Origin of the sequence: Gluconobacter frateurii (assembly GCF_002723955.1) — a bacterium.
In the GTDB taxonomy this organism is placed as follows: domain Bacteria; phylum Pseudomonadota; class Alphaproteobacteria; order Acetobacterales; family Acetobacteraceae; genus Gluconobacter; species Gluconobacter frateurii.
This window is the reverse complement of record NZ_BEWN01000004.1, coordinates 102042-117166: the sequence shown is the minus strand read 5'-3', so window position 1 is coordinate 117166 and position 15125 is coordinate 102042. Positions and strand designations below refer to the sequence as shown.

At 56.8% G+C, this 15125-nt stretch carries 16 protein-coding genes; 4 read left to right on the top strand and 12 right to left on the bottom strand.

Annotation, left to right across the window (positions count from 1 at the left end; translation table 11 throughout):
- The first annotated feature begins 24 nt into the window (after window positions 1-24).
- The gene (locus GFR01_RS11375) at window positions 25-597 is read left to right on the top strand and encodes an outer membrane protein assembly factor BamE (RefSeq protein ID WP_063904791.1); all 573 of its coding nucleotides are present in this window, start codon (window positions 25-27) and stop codon (window positions 595-597) included.
- A 10-nt stretch (window positions 598-607) separates the two neighbouring features.
- On the opposite strand, the gene GFR01_RS11370 is transcribed toward GFR01_RS11375, so the two are convergent.
- The 4 genes from GFR01_RS11370 to def are packed head-to-tail and all read right to left on the bottom strand — an operon-like array spanning window position 608 to window position 3645.
- Window positions 608-1975, bottom strand: a complete 1368-nt coding sequence (locus GFR01_RS11370; protein WP_063904792.1) for an ATP-binding protein — start codon at window positions 1973-1975, stop codon at window positions 608-610.
- Window positions 1953-2651, bottom strand: coding sequence for a response regulator (locus tag GFR01_RS11365; protein WP_099182571.1), 699 nt, complete (start codon window positions 2649-2651; stop codon window positions 1953-1955). Before GFR01_RS11365 ends, GFR01_RS11370 begins: the two co-directional genes overlap by 23 nt.
- The gene (locus GFR01_RS11360) at window positions 2648-3136 is read right to left on the bottom strand and encodes a MarR family winged helix-turn-helix transcriptional regulator (RefSeq protein ID WP_015073864.1); all 489 of its coding nucleotides are present in this window, start codon (window positions 3134-3136) and stop codon (window positions 2648-2650) included. The genes GFR01_RS11365 and GFR01_RS11360 overlap by 4 nt, the downstream gene beginning before the upstream one ends.
- Window positions 3133-3645 carry a peptide deformylase gene (def, locus tag GFR01_RS11355; protein ID WP_099182570.1) on the bottom strand — a complete coding sequence of 171 codons (513 nt, stop codon included), beginning with the start codon at window positions 3643-3645 and terminating at the stop codon, window positions 3133-3135. Before def ends, GFR01_RS11360 begins: the two co-directional genes overlap by 4 nt.
- 189 nt (window positions 3646-3834) lie before the next feature.
- Between def and rpsU the strand changes: the two genes are divergently transcribed.
- A complete protein-coding gene (gene rpsU / locus GFR01_RS11350; protein ID WP_007283570.1) occupies window positions 3835-4038 on the top strand; it encodes a 30S ribosomal protein S21 in 204 nt (67 codons plus the stop codon).
- A gap of 145 nt (window positions 4039-4183) precedes the next feature.
- On the opposite strand, the gene GFR01_RS11345 is transcribed toward rpsU, so the two are convergent.
- The 6 genes from GFR01_RS11345 to GFR01_RS11320 form a co-directional block, all read right to left on the bottom strand.
- Window positions 4184-6316: a prolyl oligopeptidase family serine peptidase gene (locus tag GFR01_RS11345; protein ID WP_099182569.1), complete on the bottom strand. Its 2133-nt coding sequence runs from the start codon at window positions 6314-6316 to the stop codon at window positions 4184-4186.
- Window positions 6317-6384: 68 nt separating this feature from the next.
- Window positions 6385-7251, bottom strand: coding sequence for a flagellar motor stator protein MotA (motA, locus tag GFR01_RS11340; RefSeq protein ID WP_063904797.1), 867 nt, complete (start codon window positions 7249-7251; stop codon window positions 6385-6387).
- Between the two features lie 26 nt (window positions 7252-7277).
- On the bottom strand, window positions 7278-8207 hold the full coding sequence (locus GFR01_RS11335) for a flagellar motor protein MotB (protein WP_099182568.1): 930 nt from the start codon (window positions 8205-8207) through the stop codon (window positions 7278-7280).
- A 50-nt stretch (window positions 8208-8257) separates the two neighbouring features.
- Window positions 8258-9655: an ArnT family glycosyltransferase gene (locus GFR01_RS11330; RefSeq protein ID WP_244902274.1), complete on the bottom strand. Its 1398-nt coding sequence runs from the start codon at window positions 9653-9655 to the stop codon at window positions 8258-8260.
- Between the two features lies 1 nt (window position 9656).
- Window positions 9657-10772, bottom strand: a complete 1116-nt coding sequence (locus GFR01_RS11325; RefSeq protein ID WP_099182567.1) for a glycosyltransferase family 2 protein — start codon at window positions 10770-10772, stop codon at window positions 9657-9659.
- Entirely contained in the window at window positions 10772-11254 is a 483-nt protein-coding gene (locus tag GFR01_RS11320; RefSeq protein ID WP_007283564.1) for an Lrp/AsnC family transcriptional regulator, read from the bottom strand. Before GFR01_RS11320 ends, GFR01_RS11325 begins: the two co-directional genes overlap by 1 nt.
- Window positions 11255-11352: 98 nt before the next feature.
- Between GFR01_RS11320 and trxB the strand changes: the two genes are divergently transcribed.
- Both trxB and GFR01_RS11310 read left to right on the top strand, forming a co-directional pair.
- Complete coding sequence (gene trxB, locus GFR01_RS11315) at window positions 11353-12327, top strand: thioredoxin-disulfide reductase (protein WP_099182566.1); 975 nt, start codon at window positions 11353-11355, stop codon at window positions 12325-12327.
- Between the two features lie 117 nt (window positions 12328-12444).
- The gene (locus GFR01_RS11310) at window positions 12445-13341 is read left to right on the top strand and encodes a LysR family transcriptional regulator (RefSeq protein WP_063904831.1); all 897 of its coding nucleotides are present in this window, start codon (window positions 12445-12447) and stop codon (window positions 13339-13341) included.
- A 474-nt stretch (window positions 13342-13815) separates the two neighbouring features.
- Here the strand turns inward: GFR01_RS11310 and GFR01_RS11300 are convergent, their stop codons facing one another.
- Together GFR01_RS11300 and sppA are read right to left on the bottom strand one after the other, a co-directional pair.
- The gene (locus tag GFR01_RS11300; RefSeq protein ID WP_063904801.1) at window positions 13816-14121 is read right to left on the bottom strand and encodes an integration host factor subunit beta; all 306 of its coding nucleotides are present in this window, start codon (window positions 14119-14121) and stop codon (window positions 13816-13818) included.
- A gap of 37 nt (window positions 14122-14158) precedes the next feature.
- On the bottom strand, window positions 14159-15112 hold the full coding sequence (gene sppA, locus GFR01_RS11295) for a signal peptide peptidase SppA (protein WP_099182565.1): 954 nt from the start codon (window positions 15110-15112) through the stop codon (window positions 14159-14161).
- Window positions 15113-15125: the final 13 nt, after the last annotated feature.

The following is a 15125-nucleotide window of genomic DNA, read 5'->3' as shown; positions in this document are numbered from 1 at the left end:
TTGCACAGGATAGTTTCCGGTTCCATGAATAACGCATCTTTTCCGACGGCCAAAAGCAGAACACGTCTTCTGCAGCGCCTGAGCCTGGCAGGACTGACCTGCGCGCCGCTTCTTCTGGGGGGATGCTCTTTTTTCAGCCCGATTCCCGAACCCCGCGGCTCGCTGATCGAGAAAACGGACTACGCACAGCTGGTTCCGGGCACGAGCACGCGCTCAGACGTTCTCGACGCAATGGGCTCTCCAACCGCTCATGCGACGTTCGATGACAACACATGGATTTATGTGTCCATGATCACGTCCCCAACGCCTCTGGGCTTTCCAACCGTGGACAAGCAGCAGGTCGTGGTCCTGAACTTCGACAACTCTGGCGTTCTGCGGAAGATGGATACGCTGAACCGCAAGGATGGCGTCCGCGTCGGCATGGTTGGCGAAACAACCCCGACGCCGGGAACCAAGACCTCTGTGATCCAGCAGCTGCTGGGTAACGTCGGCCGTTACAACCCGATGAGCAACATGAGCAGCACCTTTGGCGGCAGCCAGGGACCGCTGGGCAATCAGGGCACCGGCAATGGCGGCGCAGGCAACACGCTGCCCTGATCCAACTGACTTACTTTGGCAGGCTGAGCAAAACGCTCAGTCCGCCAAGTGGGCTTTCCAGAAGCCGGATTGTACCGCCATGCGCGTGAATAATGTCGCGCACGATGGTCAGTCCGAGGCCGGTTCCACCGTTATTTCCTGAACCGCCTATTTCAAGAAGTGTCTTCCGACGATCAGACGGGATACCGCCTCCATCATCCTCGACCGTAATCTCGATCCGGCGCTCCCCTTCCCAGAGTGAGAATCGCATCGCTCCGCCGTGCCGTCGGGCGTTGTCAGCGAGATTGGTCAGCGCGCGTTTCAGAGCATCCGGGCGGACGGCAACATCCACCCCTTCCTTGCCCTCCACGCTCAGCACATGGCCACCTGCGCGCCGGGCTGCAACAGCTACATCCTCGATAAGACCCCGGATGTCCGTCAGAACGGGCTTTTCAGCCCCTTCCCCACGCGCAAACGACAGGTAGCTTCCAATGAGACGCTCCATGTCTTCGATGTCCGCAACCATGTCGTGAACATCCGGCTGAAGATCCTCAGCGCGGATCATCCCTTTGGTGGGAAGCATGGCCATACTCAGGCGCAGCCGTGTGAGTGGCGTCCTCAGGTCATGAGAGACACCCGCCAGAACCGCCGTCCTTTGAGCTACGAACCGATTGACACGTTCCTGCATGCGATTGAACGCGATTGCGGCCTGACGGACCTCACGCGCGCCCTGCGGGCGGATTGCCCCTTCGTCACGGCCTAAACCGAAGAGTTCGGCGGCTTCTGCCAGCCGCCGGATAGCGCGAACCTGATTGCGCATGAACAGTCCGGCGATCAGAAACAGTAAGGCCGAACTGCTGAAAGCCCATGCGAGAAACATCCAGATCGGGCCGATGCTCAGTCTTTTGTGCGGCGTCAGAACGTCCAGCATTCCGTCCGGCAAGCCGATTGAAACACGGACCGTGTCCGGAGCTGCCGACCAGTCCACAAAGAACGGACGGCCAAGCCCCTGCTTCAGTGCGCGTTCAAAATCATCGTCAATCGGACCCAGAACATGGTTTGTCCCTTCGCGCAGCAGAGCGGCGTGAGGATGAAAAATGAACTGGAGCTGGGTGCGAGCCGCGGCATCTTTCAGCAATTCCCCACGACGATCCGCTTCAGGCGTGCGCTCCATCATGGAGATCACAAGGGAAATTTCACCCGTAATCCCATCCGACAGACGTCTGGAAACAACGTTCAGATAGGTCCCGTAAAACAGGCCCAGAACGATAGCCTGCGTCACGAGGAGTGGAATCAGCACGATCAGCATGGAGCGCCCCAGAAGGGAGCGCGGCAGCACACGCCTGAGCGGACGATCCAGCTTACCCCAGCGCTCGTCAGATTCCGGGTTTGAGAACATAACCCTTGCCGCGAACGGTATGGAGGAACCTTGGCTCCTTCGGATCGGCCTCGATGCGACGACGCAGACGCGTGACCTGCACGTCGACTGCCCGCTCGCCAATCTCGTCCATATCCAGCGATTTCGCGATATCTTCCCGAGACATGACGACGCCCGGCCGGGTGGTAAGAACCCCCAGCAGAGCAGCCTCGCCCCCGGTGAGATGAACAGGCCCTTCCGGACCTGTCAGGAGGCCTCGCTCGACGTCAAATTCGAGAGGACCTAGCCTGAGAACAGACGGCACCTCCGTAACAGGCGACAACGCTGGTACGACGCGCCTTAGATGCGCCCTCAGGCGCAAGAGGAGTTCCCGTGGCTCAAAAGGCTTTCCCAGATAGTCGTCTGCGCCGGATTCCAACCCATCAATCCGATCGGCTGGTTCACCGCGTGCCGTCAGCAGAAGAATAGGAAGGGATAGTCCCTCCGCCCTCAAGGACTGTGTCAGAGACAACCCGCTTTCTCCCGGCATGGTGACATCCAGCACCAGAGCATCCGGCTGGATCAGCTTCAGCACGTCCCGTGCCTGTAAGGCGTCCTGGGCGATGGTGACCCGATAGCCGTTCTCCGCAAGGTATCGCTGGAGAAGCCTTAAAAGACGCTGATCGTCGTCTACAACGAGAATATGTTCGTCGCTCATCGAAAGCCCCCTCCCGGAGCCATCTGAAGAGGAGAAAGGACGCGCTTGAACCCTTCCACGGCTGTGACCCCAGCCTCTCTGTAAGCCCGTGTCATGGCTTCACGGATCAGCTGAAAAAGCTGGCGCTCGATTGCCTCTCCATGAGGTGTCAGTTTCAGGGGGCGCTTGCGGCGATCATGGCGGTCTTCTTCCTGGATCAAAAGATTACGCTCTCTCAGATCTCCCAGGGCGCGTCCCAGAGACTGTTTGGTAATACCAAGACTGGATAGCAGAACACTCGGCGTAATGCCCGGGTGAGCTGCAACAAGAAAAAGTATTCTGTGGTGAGCTGCCCCTAGGCCATTTTCCCTCAGGAAGGCCTCGCATTCGGAATTCAGGCTTCGCCAGGCGAGCATGAGCGACTCATAGGACTGACGGATCTGTTCTTCACGAAGGTAAAGATGCGCTGTGGCAGAGGAAGGCCCTTCAGGCGGCCGCGCTGTCACCGAACCATTTCCTCCACATACCCAAAGCGCGTAAAATCCTGAATACGCTGCGGGTACAATACACCATCAAGATGGTCACTCTCGTGCTGAAGCACATTGGCATGGAAGCCGACAGCCTCCCCTTCAACAGGATCGCCATTTTCGTCCAGACCGCGATAACGGACTTTTGCATAACGCGGGACGTCGCCTCTGAGACCCGGAATCGAGAGGCATCCCTCACTACACAACATCATTTCATCACCAACAGGGATAATTTCCGGATTGATGAGAACGCGGGGCAGCATTGCCTGTTCCGGGTCTGACACCCTATTTGCGGGAACGTGATAAATGAATAGTCGCAGAGGAACGTGAACCTGTGGGGCGGCCAGTCCGGCTCCGCGTGCGTCCGCCATTGTTTCAAGCATATCCTCGATCAAACGGCGGATTTCCGGCGCTGTCGGGTCACTCACGGGTTCGGCAATCTGGTGCAGGACGGGGTGGCCCATACGGGCAATCTTAAGCAGGGCCATGAGCTTCCTCTCTCTGTGACTGATTATTAACGCACAAGTCGCCAGCAGATTGCGCATGGATAAAAATCTGCACAAGAACCATCGAATGAATTGCGTACCGCCAAAAGAGTGTGTTAAGGGCTCCATCCCAATTGGATTGCCATATCACGGGTGACGCTAAAGGCGGGCCCAGAAGGAGTTGACGGCACCGTGCAGGTACTCGTTCGTGACAATAATGTTGACCAGGCGCTAAAGGCGCTCAAGAAGAAGATGCAGCGCGAAGGCGTGTTTCGTGAGATGAAGCTGCGTCGCCACTTCGAGAAGCCCTCTGAGCGTCGCGCCCGCGAAGCAGCAGAAGCTGTTCGTCGTGCCCGCAAGATGGAGCGCAAGCGTCTGGAGCGTGAAGGCTTCTAAAGTCCTTCCCGTTATCTGAACGGACGAGAAAAGCCGCTACCCTGTCAGGGAGCGGCTTTTTTTATTGCCGTTTTGGCAGACACGGCCTGCATCTGCCGCAACCGTTCTCTCGCCCTTGCAGACGAGAGAAGGAGTGATGTTCAGGTCAACGTGGGTCCATCAACCTTTTGCTGAGGTAGATGGCCTCCAGCGCCCTCTCATGGGCAACCTCGGCCGCATTGACGGTACCAGCGTGCCCGCCTTCCGTATCCTCGTAGTAGAAGAGCGGCACATGCAGTTGCTGCAGACGCGCTGCAAACAGACGTGCGTGCACAGGACCAACGCGGTCATCACGCGTGGATGTGAAGATGAAAGGCGTCGGATAATGCACATCTGCCTTGAGCGCCTGCAAAGGAGATGCCTTCTCCCAGAAAGCCTTGCCTTCCGGCGTGGAGATACTTCCATATTCCGCCGCCCATGAGGCGCCTGCCGCCATATGTTCGTAATTGAGCATATCCAGAAGCGGGACACCGATAATGGTCGCGTTCCACAGTTCGGGATGTTGCGTGAATTCTACCCCCATCAGCAGGCCACCATTGGAGCGGCCACGGATTCCCAATCGCTTGGGAGATGTGATGTTTCGGGTAAACAAATCCCGGGCAACGGACGCAAAATCGTCATAGGCATGTTGGTGCCCGGCGTAACGGGCTGCTTCGTGCCAGGCGGGACCGAATTCGCCGCCACCGCGGATATTTGCCATCACATACACGCCACCGCGCTCGAACCACGTGATTCCAAGATCGGGGTGGTAGACAGGCAGATAGGACAAACCAAAGCCACCATAGGCGGTCATTAGCGTCGGGTTGAGGCTGTTCTTCGTCCAGTTTTTTGCGTGCACGATGAAATATGGCACCTGGGTCCCATCCGTGCTGGTCGCGAACTGTTGTTCGACGGTTAGTTTAGACGCATCGAAGAGATGTGGCTGGCTATACAGCAGATGTGTGGTCTGACGAGCAGTATCCACGCTCCAGATCTGCGGAGGCTGGATAAACCCTTCCAACTGAAGGTAAGCGTCCGAACTTCTGGCATCTGACGAAACGATGGTCGCAGCCATGTTCTTCGGGAGTTCTATGGCTCGTCCAGTCCAATGCCCATTTTCGCTACGACGATAGAGCATCAGTTTTGGCTGCACGTTATCGTACAGCACAACAATCAGGCCATCTTTGGTCGCTGCGATTGCGCCTTCCATCCCGTCACCAATCGTCTGACGCGCGGTGGGAGATATGATGACTTCCGGCAAGCCCGGATGTTCCGGGTCGATCGCGACGATGCTGTCAGCAGGAATATTGCCGTGAGCCGTCTTCCAGTCCTGCAGAAGATGGAACACCAACTGGCCATCCTGATAGCTCAGGCCATCATACTTCTCTGGCATCGGAAGCTGGCTGACATGGAGTGTCTTCGGGTCCACTCGTTCTACGTCACTATGGAAAAAATCCTTGTGACGATCGATCAGATAGAGCTGGCGCCCCTGCCCGTCCCGCAGGACCATGGGGGCCACTTCCATGTCGCTCGCCGTTCCTCGGAAGACATCCTGCGCCTGTGAGAGCGACTGGCCCCGCTTCAGGGCACGAACAACGTAAGGATAGCCTGAAGTCGTCAGGCCAGCATCTGCTGCGCCCCAGTCCCGAGACACCAGAAGTGTGTCCTGATCGAGCCAGGATACGACCTGCTTGCCATTCGGGAGAGCGAACCCCTTAGGGACAAAGCGGTCCGTAGATGTATCGTATTCCCGCAACTCATGCGCATCTTCGCCGGCGTTGGACAGGCCCATCAGACAATGCTGATCGTCCGGCTCAAGGCAGTTCAGGCCTTCCATCACCCAGTTGGCATGTTCTGCCTTCGCAAGGGCATCCAGATCAAAGCGCGTTTTCCAGATCGGATGCCCGGACTGGAAATTCACTATGGAGGTGCTTCTCCATATTCCACGTGTATGGGCTTTATCCTGCCAGAAATTCCAGATTTCTCCGGCCATCTGGGTTGGAACTGCCAACCTGTCTGGAGACTGCTGAGCCGCAAGAATGCGCTCATAGAGAGGTTTGTACCGCGGGTCCGATGTAAGAGCCTGCTGGGTTTTTGCATTTTCTGCTTTTACCCAGCGCAGAGCTGAGGAGCCATCGACCCGCTCAAGCTCTGTACGGGAGGGTACTTGAGGTGAACTCACGGTGTCAGCGTGCGCTGAGGAGACCAGAGGAAAAAGAGGAAGTAAGAGACAGAGAGCCCGCAGTGCGGAGGGGCGCATGCCTGATCCTTTCGGCCGTCATTCATGATGATGACGGCATCGTAAAGGTCACGCTCGGGAAAACAACCTCAGTTTACGGCAACCGCACTAAGGGATTCCTCAACTTCCTGGAAGGTCGGCATCAAGTCCGACGGGATGCTTTTGCGCCCGATTTCGACGCTCACCTGCGGGGCATTTCCCTGAAGATGGGCCACGATAACGGAACGAACCAGATCAAGGTAAGAGGCCTCTTCTTCCACGACGCCTCCAAGCCGCCCGGCGATGGGTGCGACAATACCGTAGGCCAGAAGAATACCGAGGAAGGTTCCCACAAGGGCACCGGCGATCATCTCACCCAGAACGATAGGAGGCTTGCTGATAGAGGCCATCGTTTTGATGACGCCCAGCACGGCCGCCACGATACCCAGGGCTGGCAGCGCATCAGACACGGACTGAAGCGCATGTGGGAGGTGCATTTCCTCACGCAGATTTTTCTTCAACTCACGCCCCATGACGTCATCCATCTGGAACGGGTCCGTCGCGTTCATTCCCGCCATGCGAAGATAGTCGCAGATAAATGAACAGACATGCGCGTTATCGCGAATTTTGGGGAATGCTCCGAAAACCGTGCTGCCCTGGGGATCTTCAATATGGCTTTCAATCGCCATCATTCCCTTGGCTGCGGCGAGCTTCGTCATGTGAAAGAGCAGGCCCAGCAGCTCCAGATAATCCTGACGCGTGTACTGGGAGCCTTTCATAGCCTTCTTAATTCCACCGGGAAGGTGTTTCACCGCACCGATGGAATTGGCCATCACGAAGGTGCCAACTGCGGCCCCAAGAATTGTCAGGAGCTCAAAAGGCATTGACGCGAGCAGTGGCCCGATGGCCCCTCCAGACGCAACGAATGATCCAAAGACGCACGCAAGGACAACGCCCAGACCGATAAGAATAAACATTCAGATTTTTCCTGACTGGCGAAGGATTACGGCTGATCCGGGGAAAGGACGAGAACGACGCGTCTGTTCCGGGCGCTGAGAGGATTGGCGGGGTCAAAGAGGTTCCGGTCAGCGTATCCTGTGACCGCTTTCAGCCTTCTGTCAGGGAAGCCGCTGCGCACAAGAATATCGCGTGCAGTCACAGCCCGGTCACTGGACAGGCTCCAGTTCCCCGGAAGGCCAGGACGATAAGGGGCTGCGTCCGTATAGCCGCTGACGGACAGGCGCCCTGGAAGCTTTTCCAGATAGGGCGCAATCAGTTTCAGCAGATCGGATGCATGCCGTGTCGGGGTAGCGGAACCGAGTGCGAACATGGGCTGATGATCGGAATCCGCAATTTCCACATGCAGTCCGTCATCTCCCATGCTGACCGAGACCTGAGAACGCACATCTGCCAGTTGGGGTGAAGCATCAAGCGCCTTGTTGATTTCCGTTGCAGCACGACGCAGTTCGCCCTGCTGAGCCTCTTGCCCATTTGGATTTGCCGGGGGCACACCGGGTTGAACCTGCCGGTCATGGAGGACGACGATCTGAGTGCTGCGATCTCCGGCATCCCTATTCAGAAGGTGATTTTGGCCTGGTTCCCCGTTATCCGGATGTGCGCCCGCCGGATCTCCAGGATGAATGGCAGCGGGTTTCTGGGATGAGGCTACTGGATCTGGAACCAGATGAATCACGTTCTCAGCCGGAGGCGGAATATCCTGCTGGATCGCCATGGGGTTGAAGAAATTTGCAATGCCTCTGCGCTGCTCTTCCGTCGTGGCGTTGATGAGCCACATCACGAGAAAGAACGCCATCATGGCTGTTACAAAATCGGCGTAAGCAATCTTCCAGCTTCCACCGTGATGGCCGCCCTCCACCACTTCAAAGCGCTTGATAATGATCTTGCGCTCGTCCTTGCCACCTGCTTTCGACATTCCACCTCCTGAGAGACCTCAAGTATGGCAGTCAAAGGTTAAGGAGAGCTTTAAGAGTGACGTGGCAACTGCACGCCAAGCGGGTTTTCCACCACTGTCATGCGATAGCAGCGCACCATATGCCCATGACTTTCACGGCATAGAACATCTGCAGGTAGCGGCTCCGGGATATGGTGTATTTCCTCGACCCGAAGCCCTTTGCCAGCCTGCACAACAGGAAGGCGAAACAGGGTCCATCGACGGTCTGTTCCCAGCACATCCAAATGAGCCTGATTGAAAGCCAACTGCGACGCGAGGCCGTAATCTTCCGCCATGAAGACTGTAGCTCCTTGGGCCACAGCCTGCGCGCCCAGTTTCTGGCTGAACTCTGGCCATCCAGCGGTCTGACGCTCAACAGGATCCTTTGAAGGCGGCAGCGGCACAGGTGCAAACGCAGCCTGCATGCAGACGAGTGCCGTCAAAACAAAACCGCTGGTCACAGCCCAGCGAACACGTCGCCCCGCCTCTACCGCCGCCAAAGCGAGGACGGGATACACGACCGCGGGCCAGTTTGCCTGAACTCGGTCTCCGAAGGCGTGAAAAATGAACACAGCCAGCGGAAGAGCCCCTAGCCACCCAAGAAGCCTGTTGCGCTTACAACAGGTCCATAGGCCGATCGCGAACAGACCGAAGATCAGGGGCGTGGCGAGGCCAATCTGTCCACCCAGGAGTTCTGATAGAAACTGGATTGCCCGTGCAGGATGCCAGTCCCCTGCACGTCCTCCCTGTTTGAGCAGGCTTGCCCAATGGTGGGTCGCGTTCCAGTACAGAACGGGCGATGTCGCGGCTAACAGAACTGGAATGGCTAGCCATGGACCCGGTTGTTTCCTCCATGCAGGGGAGAAAACGACTGCGCCGCCAAGCCCAAGACCGATCAGAACGGCCGTATATTTCGAATCAAACGCCAGCCCCAGCAGTATGCCGGCGAGCAACCACCATCCGAGTGCCCTGTTGGCAGGGAGACTGACCGCTTTGCCGATGGCGTACAGAGCCAGCGAGACAAAAAATACCAGAGGCGTATCGGGCGTCATGGTAGCCGCCCCCAGACCCAGCATCAGGGTAGCGTTCAAAAGAAGAACAGCCTGAAAACCAGACAGCGGCCATGGGCGGGAGGGAAGCAGCGATCGGGCGGCATGGAATAACGCCCAGCTTCCTGGCAAAACAGAGACAGGCCCTAGAAAACGCACCCCGAGAGGTGTGTCTCCCGCAATCCAGGTTCCGATCCGGATCCAGAGAGCAACCATGAACGGATGGTCGAAATACCCCATCTGTAAATGGCGAGACCAGACCCAATAATAGGCCTCATCCGGTGTCAGGGGGAGAATGGCAGCCAGCGTGAGCCGCACAGCTGTGAGAACAGCGAGAAATGCCCAGAACATTTCCCGCTTTCGAACCGTAATGGCCGGCATCTCAGCGCCAGATCAGCGTTGATGACACCGCGTAGTTCCAGACTACCCCAATGACGGCTCCGGCCGCAGATGCACGGTCCCAATGGCCATGGCCCACATCATGCAGAACCATTCGGGCGACGCCGATATTGGCGAAAACACCAACTGAACAGACAACAGCAAAGAGTGCAAAACCCCGCCACATCCGGGCGCCCTTGAGGCGGCGGTCATGATAGGTCAGACGATTGTTGAGGAGGAAGTTGGTCAGAATAGCGACAGCCGTACCAACAAGCTGGGACTGGGAGAAATCCATTCCCGCCATGCGTGCCAGTTGCATGACCACAACATTCACTACGACGCCGACAAGACCAACCAGCGCAAACGCCAAAAAGCGGGTCGGCAGCCAGCCATGCGTGAGTTTGTCGAGCAGCATTGTCGCAAACTGAAGCAGCACGACAACGTCCAGCTTGCTTTCCCCAGCAACCCTCGGCCGAAAAACAAACGGCACTTCGGTGATTGTCGTGTCTTTAGGCGCGGACATGACAACGTCCAGCAGGATCTTGAAGCCGGTGCCAGACAGTTTTGGAAGGGTCGCGATAAAGAGATCCCGTCTCATCGCAAAGAAGCCACTCATGGGATCTGTCAGGGGATGAGGCAGAACCGCCTGAGCGGCTCGGATACCGGTATCCGACAGCATGTGACGCCAATGTCCGGCAAGGCCAGAATTGTCGCCGCCTTCCACATGCCGGCTACCGACGACGACCTGTGATCCGGCATCAAGAGCAGCAATCATTTTCGGAAGAACGGCTTCGTCGTGCTGGAGGTCTCCATCCATGACCGCCACATACGTCGCGCTGGACGAGAGGAACCCTTCGATGACGGCAGAGGAAAGTCCTCGACGGCCGACACGCCGCACTACCCGGACGCGAGGGTCGTGAGCGGCAATGGCGGAAACACGGGCTGAAGTGCCATCAGGGGAATTGTCATCAACGAAAATGACTTCCCAGTATTCACCTGCAAGGACCCGGCTGAGAGCCGCGACCATGGGAGCCACATTTTCCGCTTCGTTGTAGCAGGGAACAATGACGCTCAACCGTGCGGGCAAGAGGAGATCTGTTCTTTCAGATCCCAGAGCCATCAGATGGGAACCCCGGCAAGATCCCGGCTGGTATGAATGGTCTGAAGCGTCTGGACGCGAACGACGTGAACGCTATCCGTCAGGCGACGGGTAAGAATGTTCTGGTGGGCGGCGTCACGGGCGACAAGACGGACCAGAAAGTCCCCTCCGCCGCGGATCATGTGACATTCCCGTGTTTCGGGCCAAGCCCCGACCTGCGCCTCGAAAGCCTCGAGAACACTTCCTTTCTGACTATCCAGCCCGATCAGCGCGTAAAAATTCAGCGACCACCCCAAAAGAGGCGCATCAACTTCGGCATGGTAGCCCTTGATGATTCCCAGCTCTTCAAGGCGCCTGACACGCCTCAGACAGGGAGGCGCAGAAATGCCAGCCCGTCTGGCCAGCTCCACATTGGTCATACGGCCGTCTGCCTGAAGCTCGGCGATAATCTGCCGGTCAATGGCATCCAGTTCAACGGGGATAGGAGAGAGAGAAGCGTTCATTTGAATCTGACGTATATGGCAGGAGGCGTCTTCCGCAAAGATGGCACATGCGTCCGAAACCTTTATATGAGGGGTCAAAACACGGACGAGGATCAATCATGCCTGAAATCCATCATACGGACCTTCTGGTCGTAGGCGCGGGCCCTGCCGGTTACACTGCCGCCATTTACGCCGCACGCGCCAGCCTGAAACCGATTCTCGTCACAGGGCTCCAGCCAGGTGGTCAGTTGACGATCACAACAGATGTGGAGAACTTCCCCGGCTTTGCCGCTCCGGTTCAGGGGCCGTGGCTCATGGAGCAGATGCGGGAACAGGCAGAGCATGTTGGCACCCGTCTGATTTACGATCTCATTACGGAAGCAGACCTCAGAAACGGACCGGCCACGGACGGTTATTTTCGTCTCAAAGGCGATTCCGGGGACGAGTATCATGCCCGCACTGTCGTGATCGCAACGGGGGCACAGGCCAAGTGGCTGGGCCTCGAGTCGGAAAAACGTCTTCAGGCTGGTGGTGTTTCCGCATGCGCGACCTGTGACGGTTTCTTCTACCGGGGCAAAACCGTTGCCGTGGTTGGTGGTGGCAATACTGCTGTCGAAGAAGCCCTGTACCTCACCCATCATGCTGACAAGGTTCATCTCATTCATCGTCGCGATGGGCTGAGGGCAGAGCGGATTTTGCAGGAACGCCTTTTCGCGAATCCGAAGATTGAACTTCACTGGAACCAGGCAGTTGAAGAAGTTTTGGGAGCTGGCACTCCGGAAGTCGTTTGCGGCGTAAAGCTCAGGAACACCCAGACAGGTGAGACCACTACTCTGGCGGTTGATGGGGTCTTTGTTGCCATTGGCCATAGTCCGAATACGGGGCCATTCCGCCACGAAGTGCGTTGTGATGAAGATGGCTATATCCTGACAGAGGCGGGAGGAACCGGTACTTCTGTTGAGGGTGTTTTCGCTGCCGGTGATATCCAGGATCGCATTTACAGACAGGCAGTCACCGCCGCTGGCACCGGCTGCATGGCAGCTCTTGAGGCGGAACGATATCTTTCTGGCATACCTGCTATGACAAAAACTTGACCCTCGCCTCAGGTTAAGACAGTTTCGTCCCTTCAACGACACACCGCAGAAATAACGCCAGGTGACATGGGCAAGAAGGACGAAGACCGACGCGCCAGCGATCGGGGAGACCACCACATGGACTGGGACAAGCTGCGTATTTTCCACGCAGTCGCTGAAGCCGGATCCTTCACCCATGCGGGCGACAGACTGAATCTCAGTCAGTCTGCCGTCTCGCGGCAGATTTCCGCACTGGAAGAAGTGTTACGGGTACCGCTGTTTCATCGGCATGCCCGGGGCCTTATTCTGACGGAACAGGGTGAAGTCCTGAACCGGACCGTACGGGAAGTTTTCTCGAAGCTGGCTCTGACGCAGGCTTTTCTTAGCGAGAGCAAGGAGCGTGCGGCTGGAAAGATCAAGATTACGACCACGACCGGGTTCGGCCTCTCCTGGCTGTCTCCGCGACTGCATCGCTTTCTGGAAATGCATCCTGATATCGAGGTTACGCTTCTTCTTGAAGATGCTGATCTGGATCTTGGAATGCGTGAGGCCGATGTGGCTATCCGACTCCATCCGCCCACGCAGCCTGATCTTGTTCAGCGACATCTCGCCAATTTCCCGATGCCTATCTATGCCAGCCCGGACTATCTGGAGCGTTACGGTACGCCTACCAATCTGCGGGAACTGGCAGAACATCAGATCATAGGCTTTGCGGGGCGCAACCTTCCGCTGCCTAATGTCAACTGGATGCTTGATCTCTTGCGACACGAAGGGCTGGCCCATCGTGGAAGCCGTCTGGCTATCAACAATATCGCCGCGGTCGCAAATGCTATTTCAGCAGGAACAGGTATCGGGTCTTTGCCACTTTATACTGCGGCATCCTATTCCAATCTGGTGCGCGTCCTGCCTGATCAGCCGGTCCCTCTGGTAGAAGCCTATTTTGTCTATCCGGAAGAGCTCCGTACGTCCAAAAGAATCGCCGTGTTCAGGGACTTTCTGCTGACTGAAATCAGCAGTCTCAAAGGACAGGAATAGTCCGCTTAACAGACGTCGTGGTTCTTAGCCGCGGCGTCCGTGCTCCAGGATGCAGGCATGTTGATCCGCCGAGGACCGAAAAACAGCCTCTCCAATCGGCGCAAAGCTATTGGAATGGCCAAGATGACCTTTTCCTGGGCTCCCCTTCAAAAAGATCAGCCCTGCCTGCGATCTATAGCAAGGTACCCCTGAACTTTTCTGAGAAATATGCTGCTGGGCTACGTGCCTGATACCGGTATGTCCAGACTTCGGCACGGTTGATGCAGCGTGACAGGGCTGCATCAACGCAGCCATCCCGACTACCAGCCAGAAAGAGTTCAATACAGAGCGCAAGAAAGCTTCTCCCCACATGCTGAGGAGAATACCTCATTTGAATGCGTGTCAGACTTCCAAATGGGTACCTGCCACCATTCCTTCACGAAATGATGCAAGGACAGCACAACACAGCCTTGCTTCTGGAAACGCGGCAGCCCGTTAGTCCTCACCCGCAGAACGCACTGCGCTATGATTGACTCGCTCGCGCAATTCCTTCCCGACCTTAAAAAAAGGAACGCTCTTCTCGTCCACAGACACTGTGTCGCCAGTTCGGGGATTACGCCCCGTTCTAGCGTCACGCTGGCGTGGAATGAACGCGCCAAAGCCTCTCAGCTCAACCCGGTCGCCACGCGAAAGGGCAGCGCCAATTTCATCAAAAATCGTATGAACGATCCGTTCAATATCCCGCGCCAGAAGGTTGGGATATTGTGCAGAAAGCTCGGCAATAAGTTCCGATCTGGTCATGATTGCAGCCTATCTGCCTCCGCCCATGAAACTGGTTTCAGGGTTGCAAGATCGCAACGGCCCCGTCAAGGCTGCTGATAGCCAGCTGCCTATCCATTTTTTCCATTATGCCTGCCCCGAACACGCCCTCCAGAATGGCGCGCCGATGCGGAAGATCATACCAATGTCGCGATGTCTCTGTCAGGAGCGGCATGACAGGGTATTGAGCATTGCCAATTTTCAACTGTTTGCGAAGCCACAGCCGAGCGGCATCCTCATCGCCAAGTTCGTCTATGAGGCCAAGCCCGATAGCCTGCCGGCCTGTATACGCGCGGCCGTCAGCAAGACTACGGACCTTATCTTCCGGAAGATGCCGCCCCTTGGAAACCATACCAACAAACTGGTCGAAAAGGTCATTCACCAGCCCCTGAAGCATTGTCCTGCCTTCGGGGGTCAGGTGACTTGTGGGATCTGTCTGATCTTTCATGGCTCCCGAAGTAATGGCCGCCACATCGATTCCCACCCGTCCAAGCAGAGGCGAAACATCCGGACGCTGCAGGATCACACCGATTGAACCCGTGAGCGTGGATGGGAGTGCGACAATATGCTGCGCGGGCACAGAGAGCATATAGGCGGCTGACGCTCCCATATCTCCCATTGTGACGACGACCGGTTTTTTGGAAGCAAACTGCTCGATCGCATCATGCAGGCGCTCGCCACCCGTCACACCACCTCCTGGACTGTCTACAACAACCAGAAGACCAGTCACGGAAGAAGAATTCTGGGCTTTTTTCAGGGCGGCAGTAATACGCGAGACATCGTTACCGATGACACCTCGAATAACGAGGCGCGCGATGTGAGGCCGCCCTCCCAGATCAACTGCGACTGGGTGGCCTTTACCAACAGCGACAACGAGGGCTGCGATAAAAAGAAAAAGGGCGGCAATTCTCCATCGGAGAAGCCGCCGTCTTTCAGTCTGGGTCCGGAGAAGGGTATCTGCTTCAGAATTCATGAAACAGTAGTCT

Coding starts and splice junctions, on each gene's coding strand:
- GFR01_RS11375 (WP_063904791.1), top strand. CDS start 25: ATGAATAACGCATCTTTTCCGACGGCCAAAAGCAGAACACGTCTTCTG.
- GFR01_RS11370 (WP_063904792.1), bottom strand. CDS start 1,975: ATGTTCTCAAACCCGGAATCTGACGAGCGCTGGGGTAAGCTGGATCGT.
- GFR01_RS11365 (WP_099182571.1), bottom strand. CDS start 2,651: ATGAGCGACGAACATATTCTCGTTGTAGACGACGATCAGCGTCTTTTA.
- def (WP_099182570.1), bottom strand. CDS start 3,645: ATGGCCCTGCTTAAGATTGCCCGTATGGGCCACCCCGTCCTGCACCAG.
- GFR01_RS11345 (WP_099182569.1), bottom strand. CDS start 6,316: ATGCGCCCCTCCGCACTGCGGGCTCTCTGTCTCTTACTTCCTCTTTTT.
- motA (WP_063904797.1), bottom strand. CDS start 7,251: ATGTTTATTCTTATCGGTCTGGGCGTTGTCCTTGCGTGCGTCTTTGGA.
- GFR01_RS11335 (WP_099182568.1), bottom strand. CDS start 8,207: ATGTCGAAAGCAGGTGGCAAGGACGAGCGCAAGATCATTATCAAGCGC.
- GFR01_RS11330 (WP_244902274.1), bottom strand. CDS start 9,655: ATGCCGGCCATTACGGTTCGAAAGCGGGAAATGTTCTGGGCATTTCTC.
- GFR01_RS11325 (WP_099182567.1), bottom strand. CDS start 10,772: ATGGCTCTGGGATCTGAAAGAACAGATCTCCTCTTGCCCGCACGGTTG.
- GFR01_RS11320 (WP_007283564.1), bottom strand. CDS start 11,254: ATGAACGCTTCTCTCTCTCCTATCCCCGTTGAACTGGATGCCATTGAC.
- trxB (WP_099182566.1), top strand. CDS start 11,353: ATGCCTGAAATCCATCATACGGACCTTCTGGTCGTAGGCGCGGGCCCT.
- GFR01_RS11310 (WP_063904831.1), top strand. CDS start 12,445: ATGGACTGGGACAAGCTGCGTATTTTCCACGCAGTCGCTGAAGCCGGA.
- GFR01_RS11300 (WP_063904801.1), bottom strand. CDS start 14,121: ATGACCAGATCGGAACTTATTGCCGAGCTTTCTGCACAATATCCCAAC.
- sppA (WP_099182565.1), bottom strand. CDS start 15,112: ATGAATTCTGAAGCAGATACCCTTCTCCGGACCCAGACTGAAAGACGG.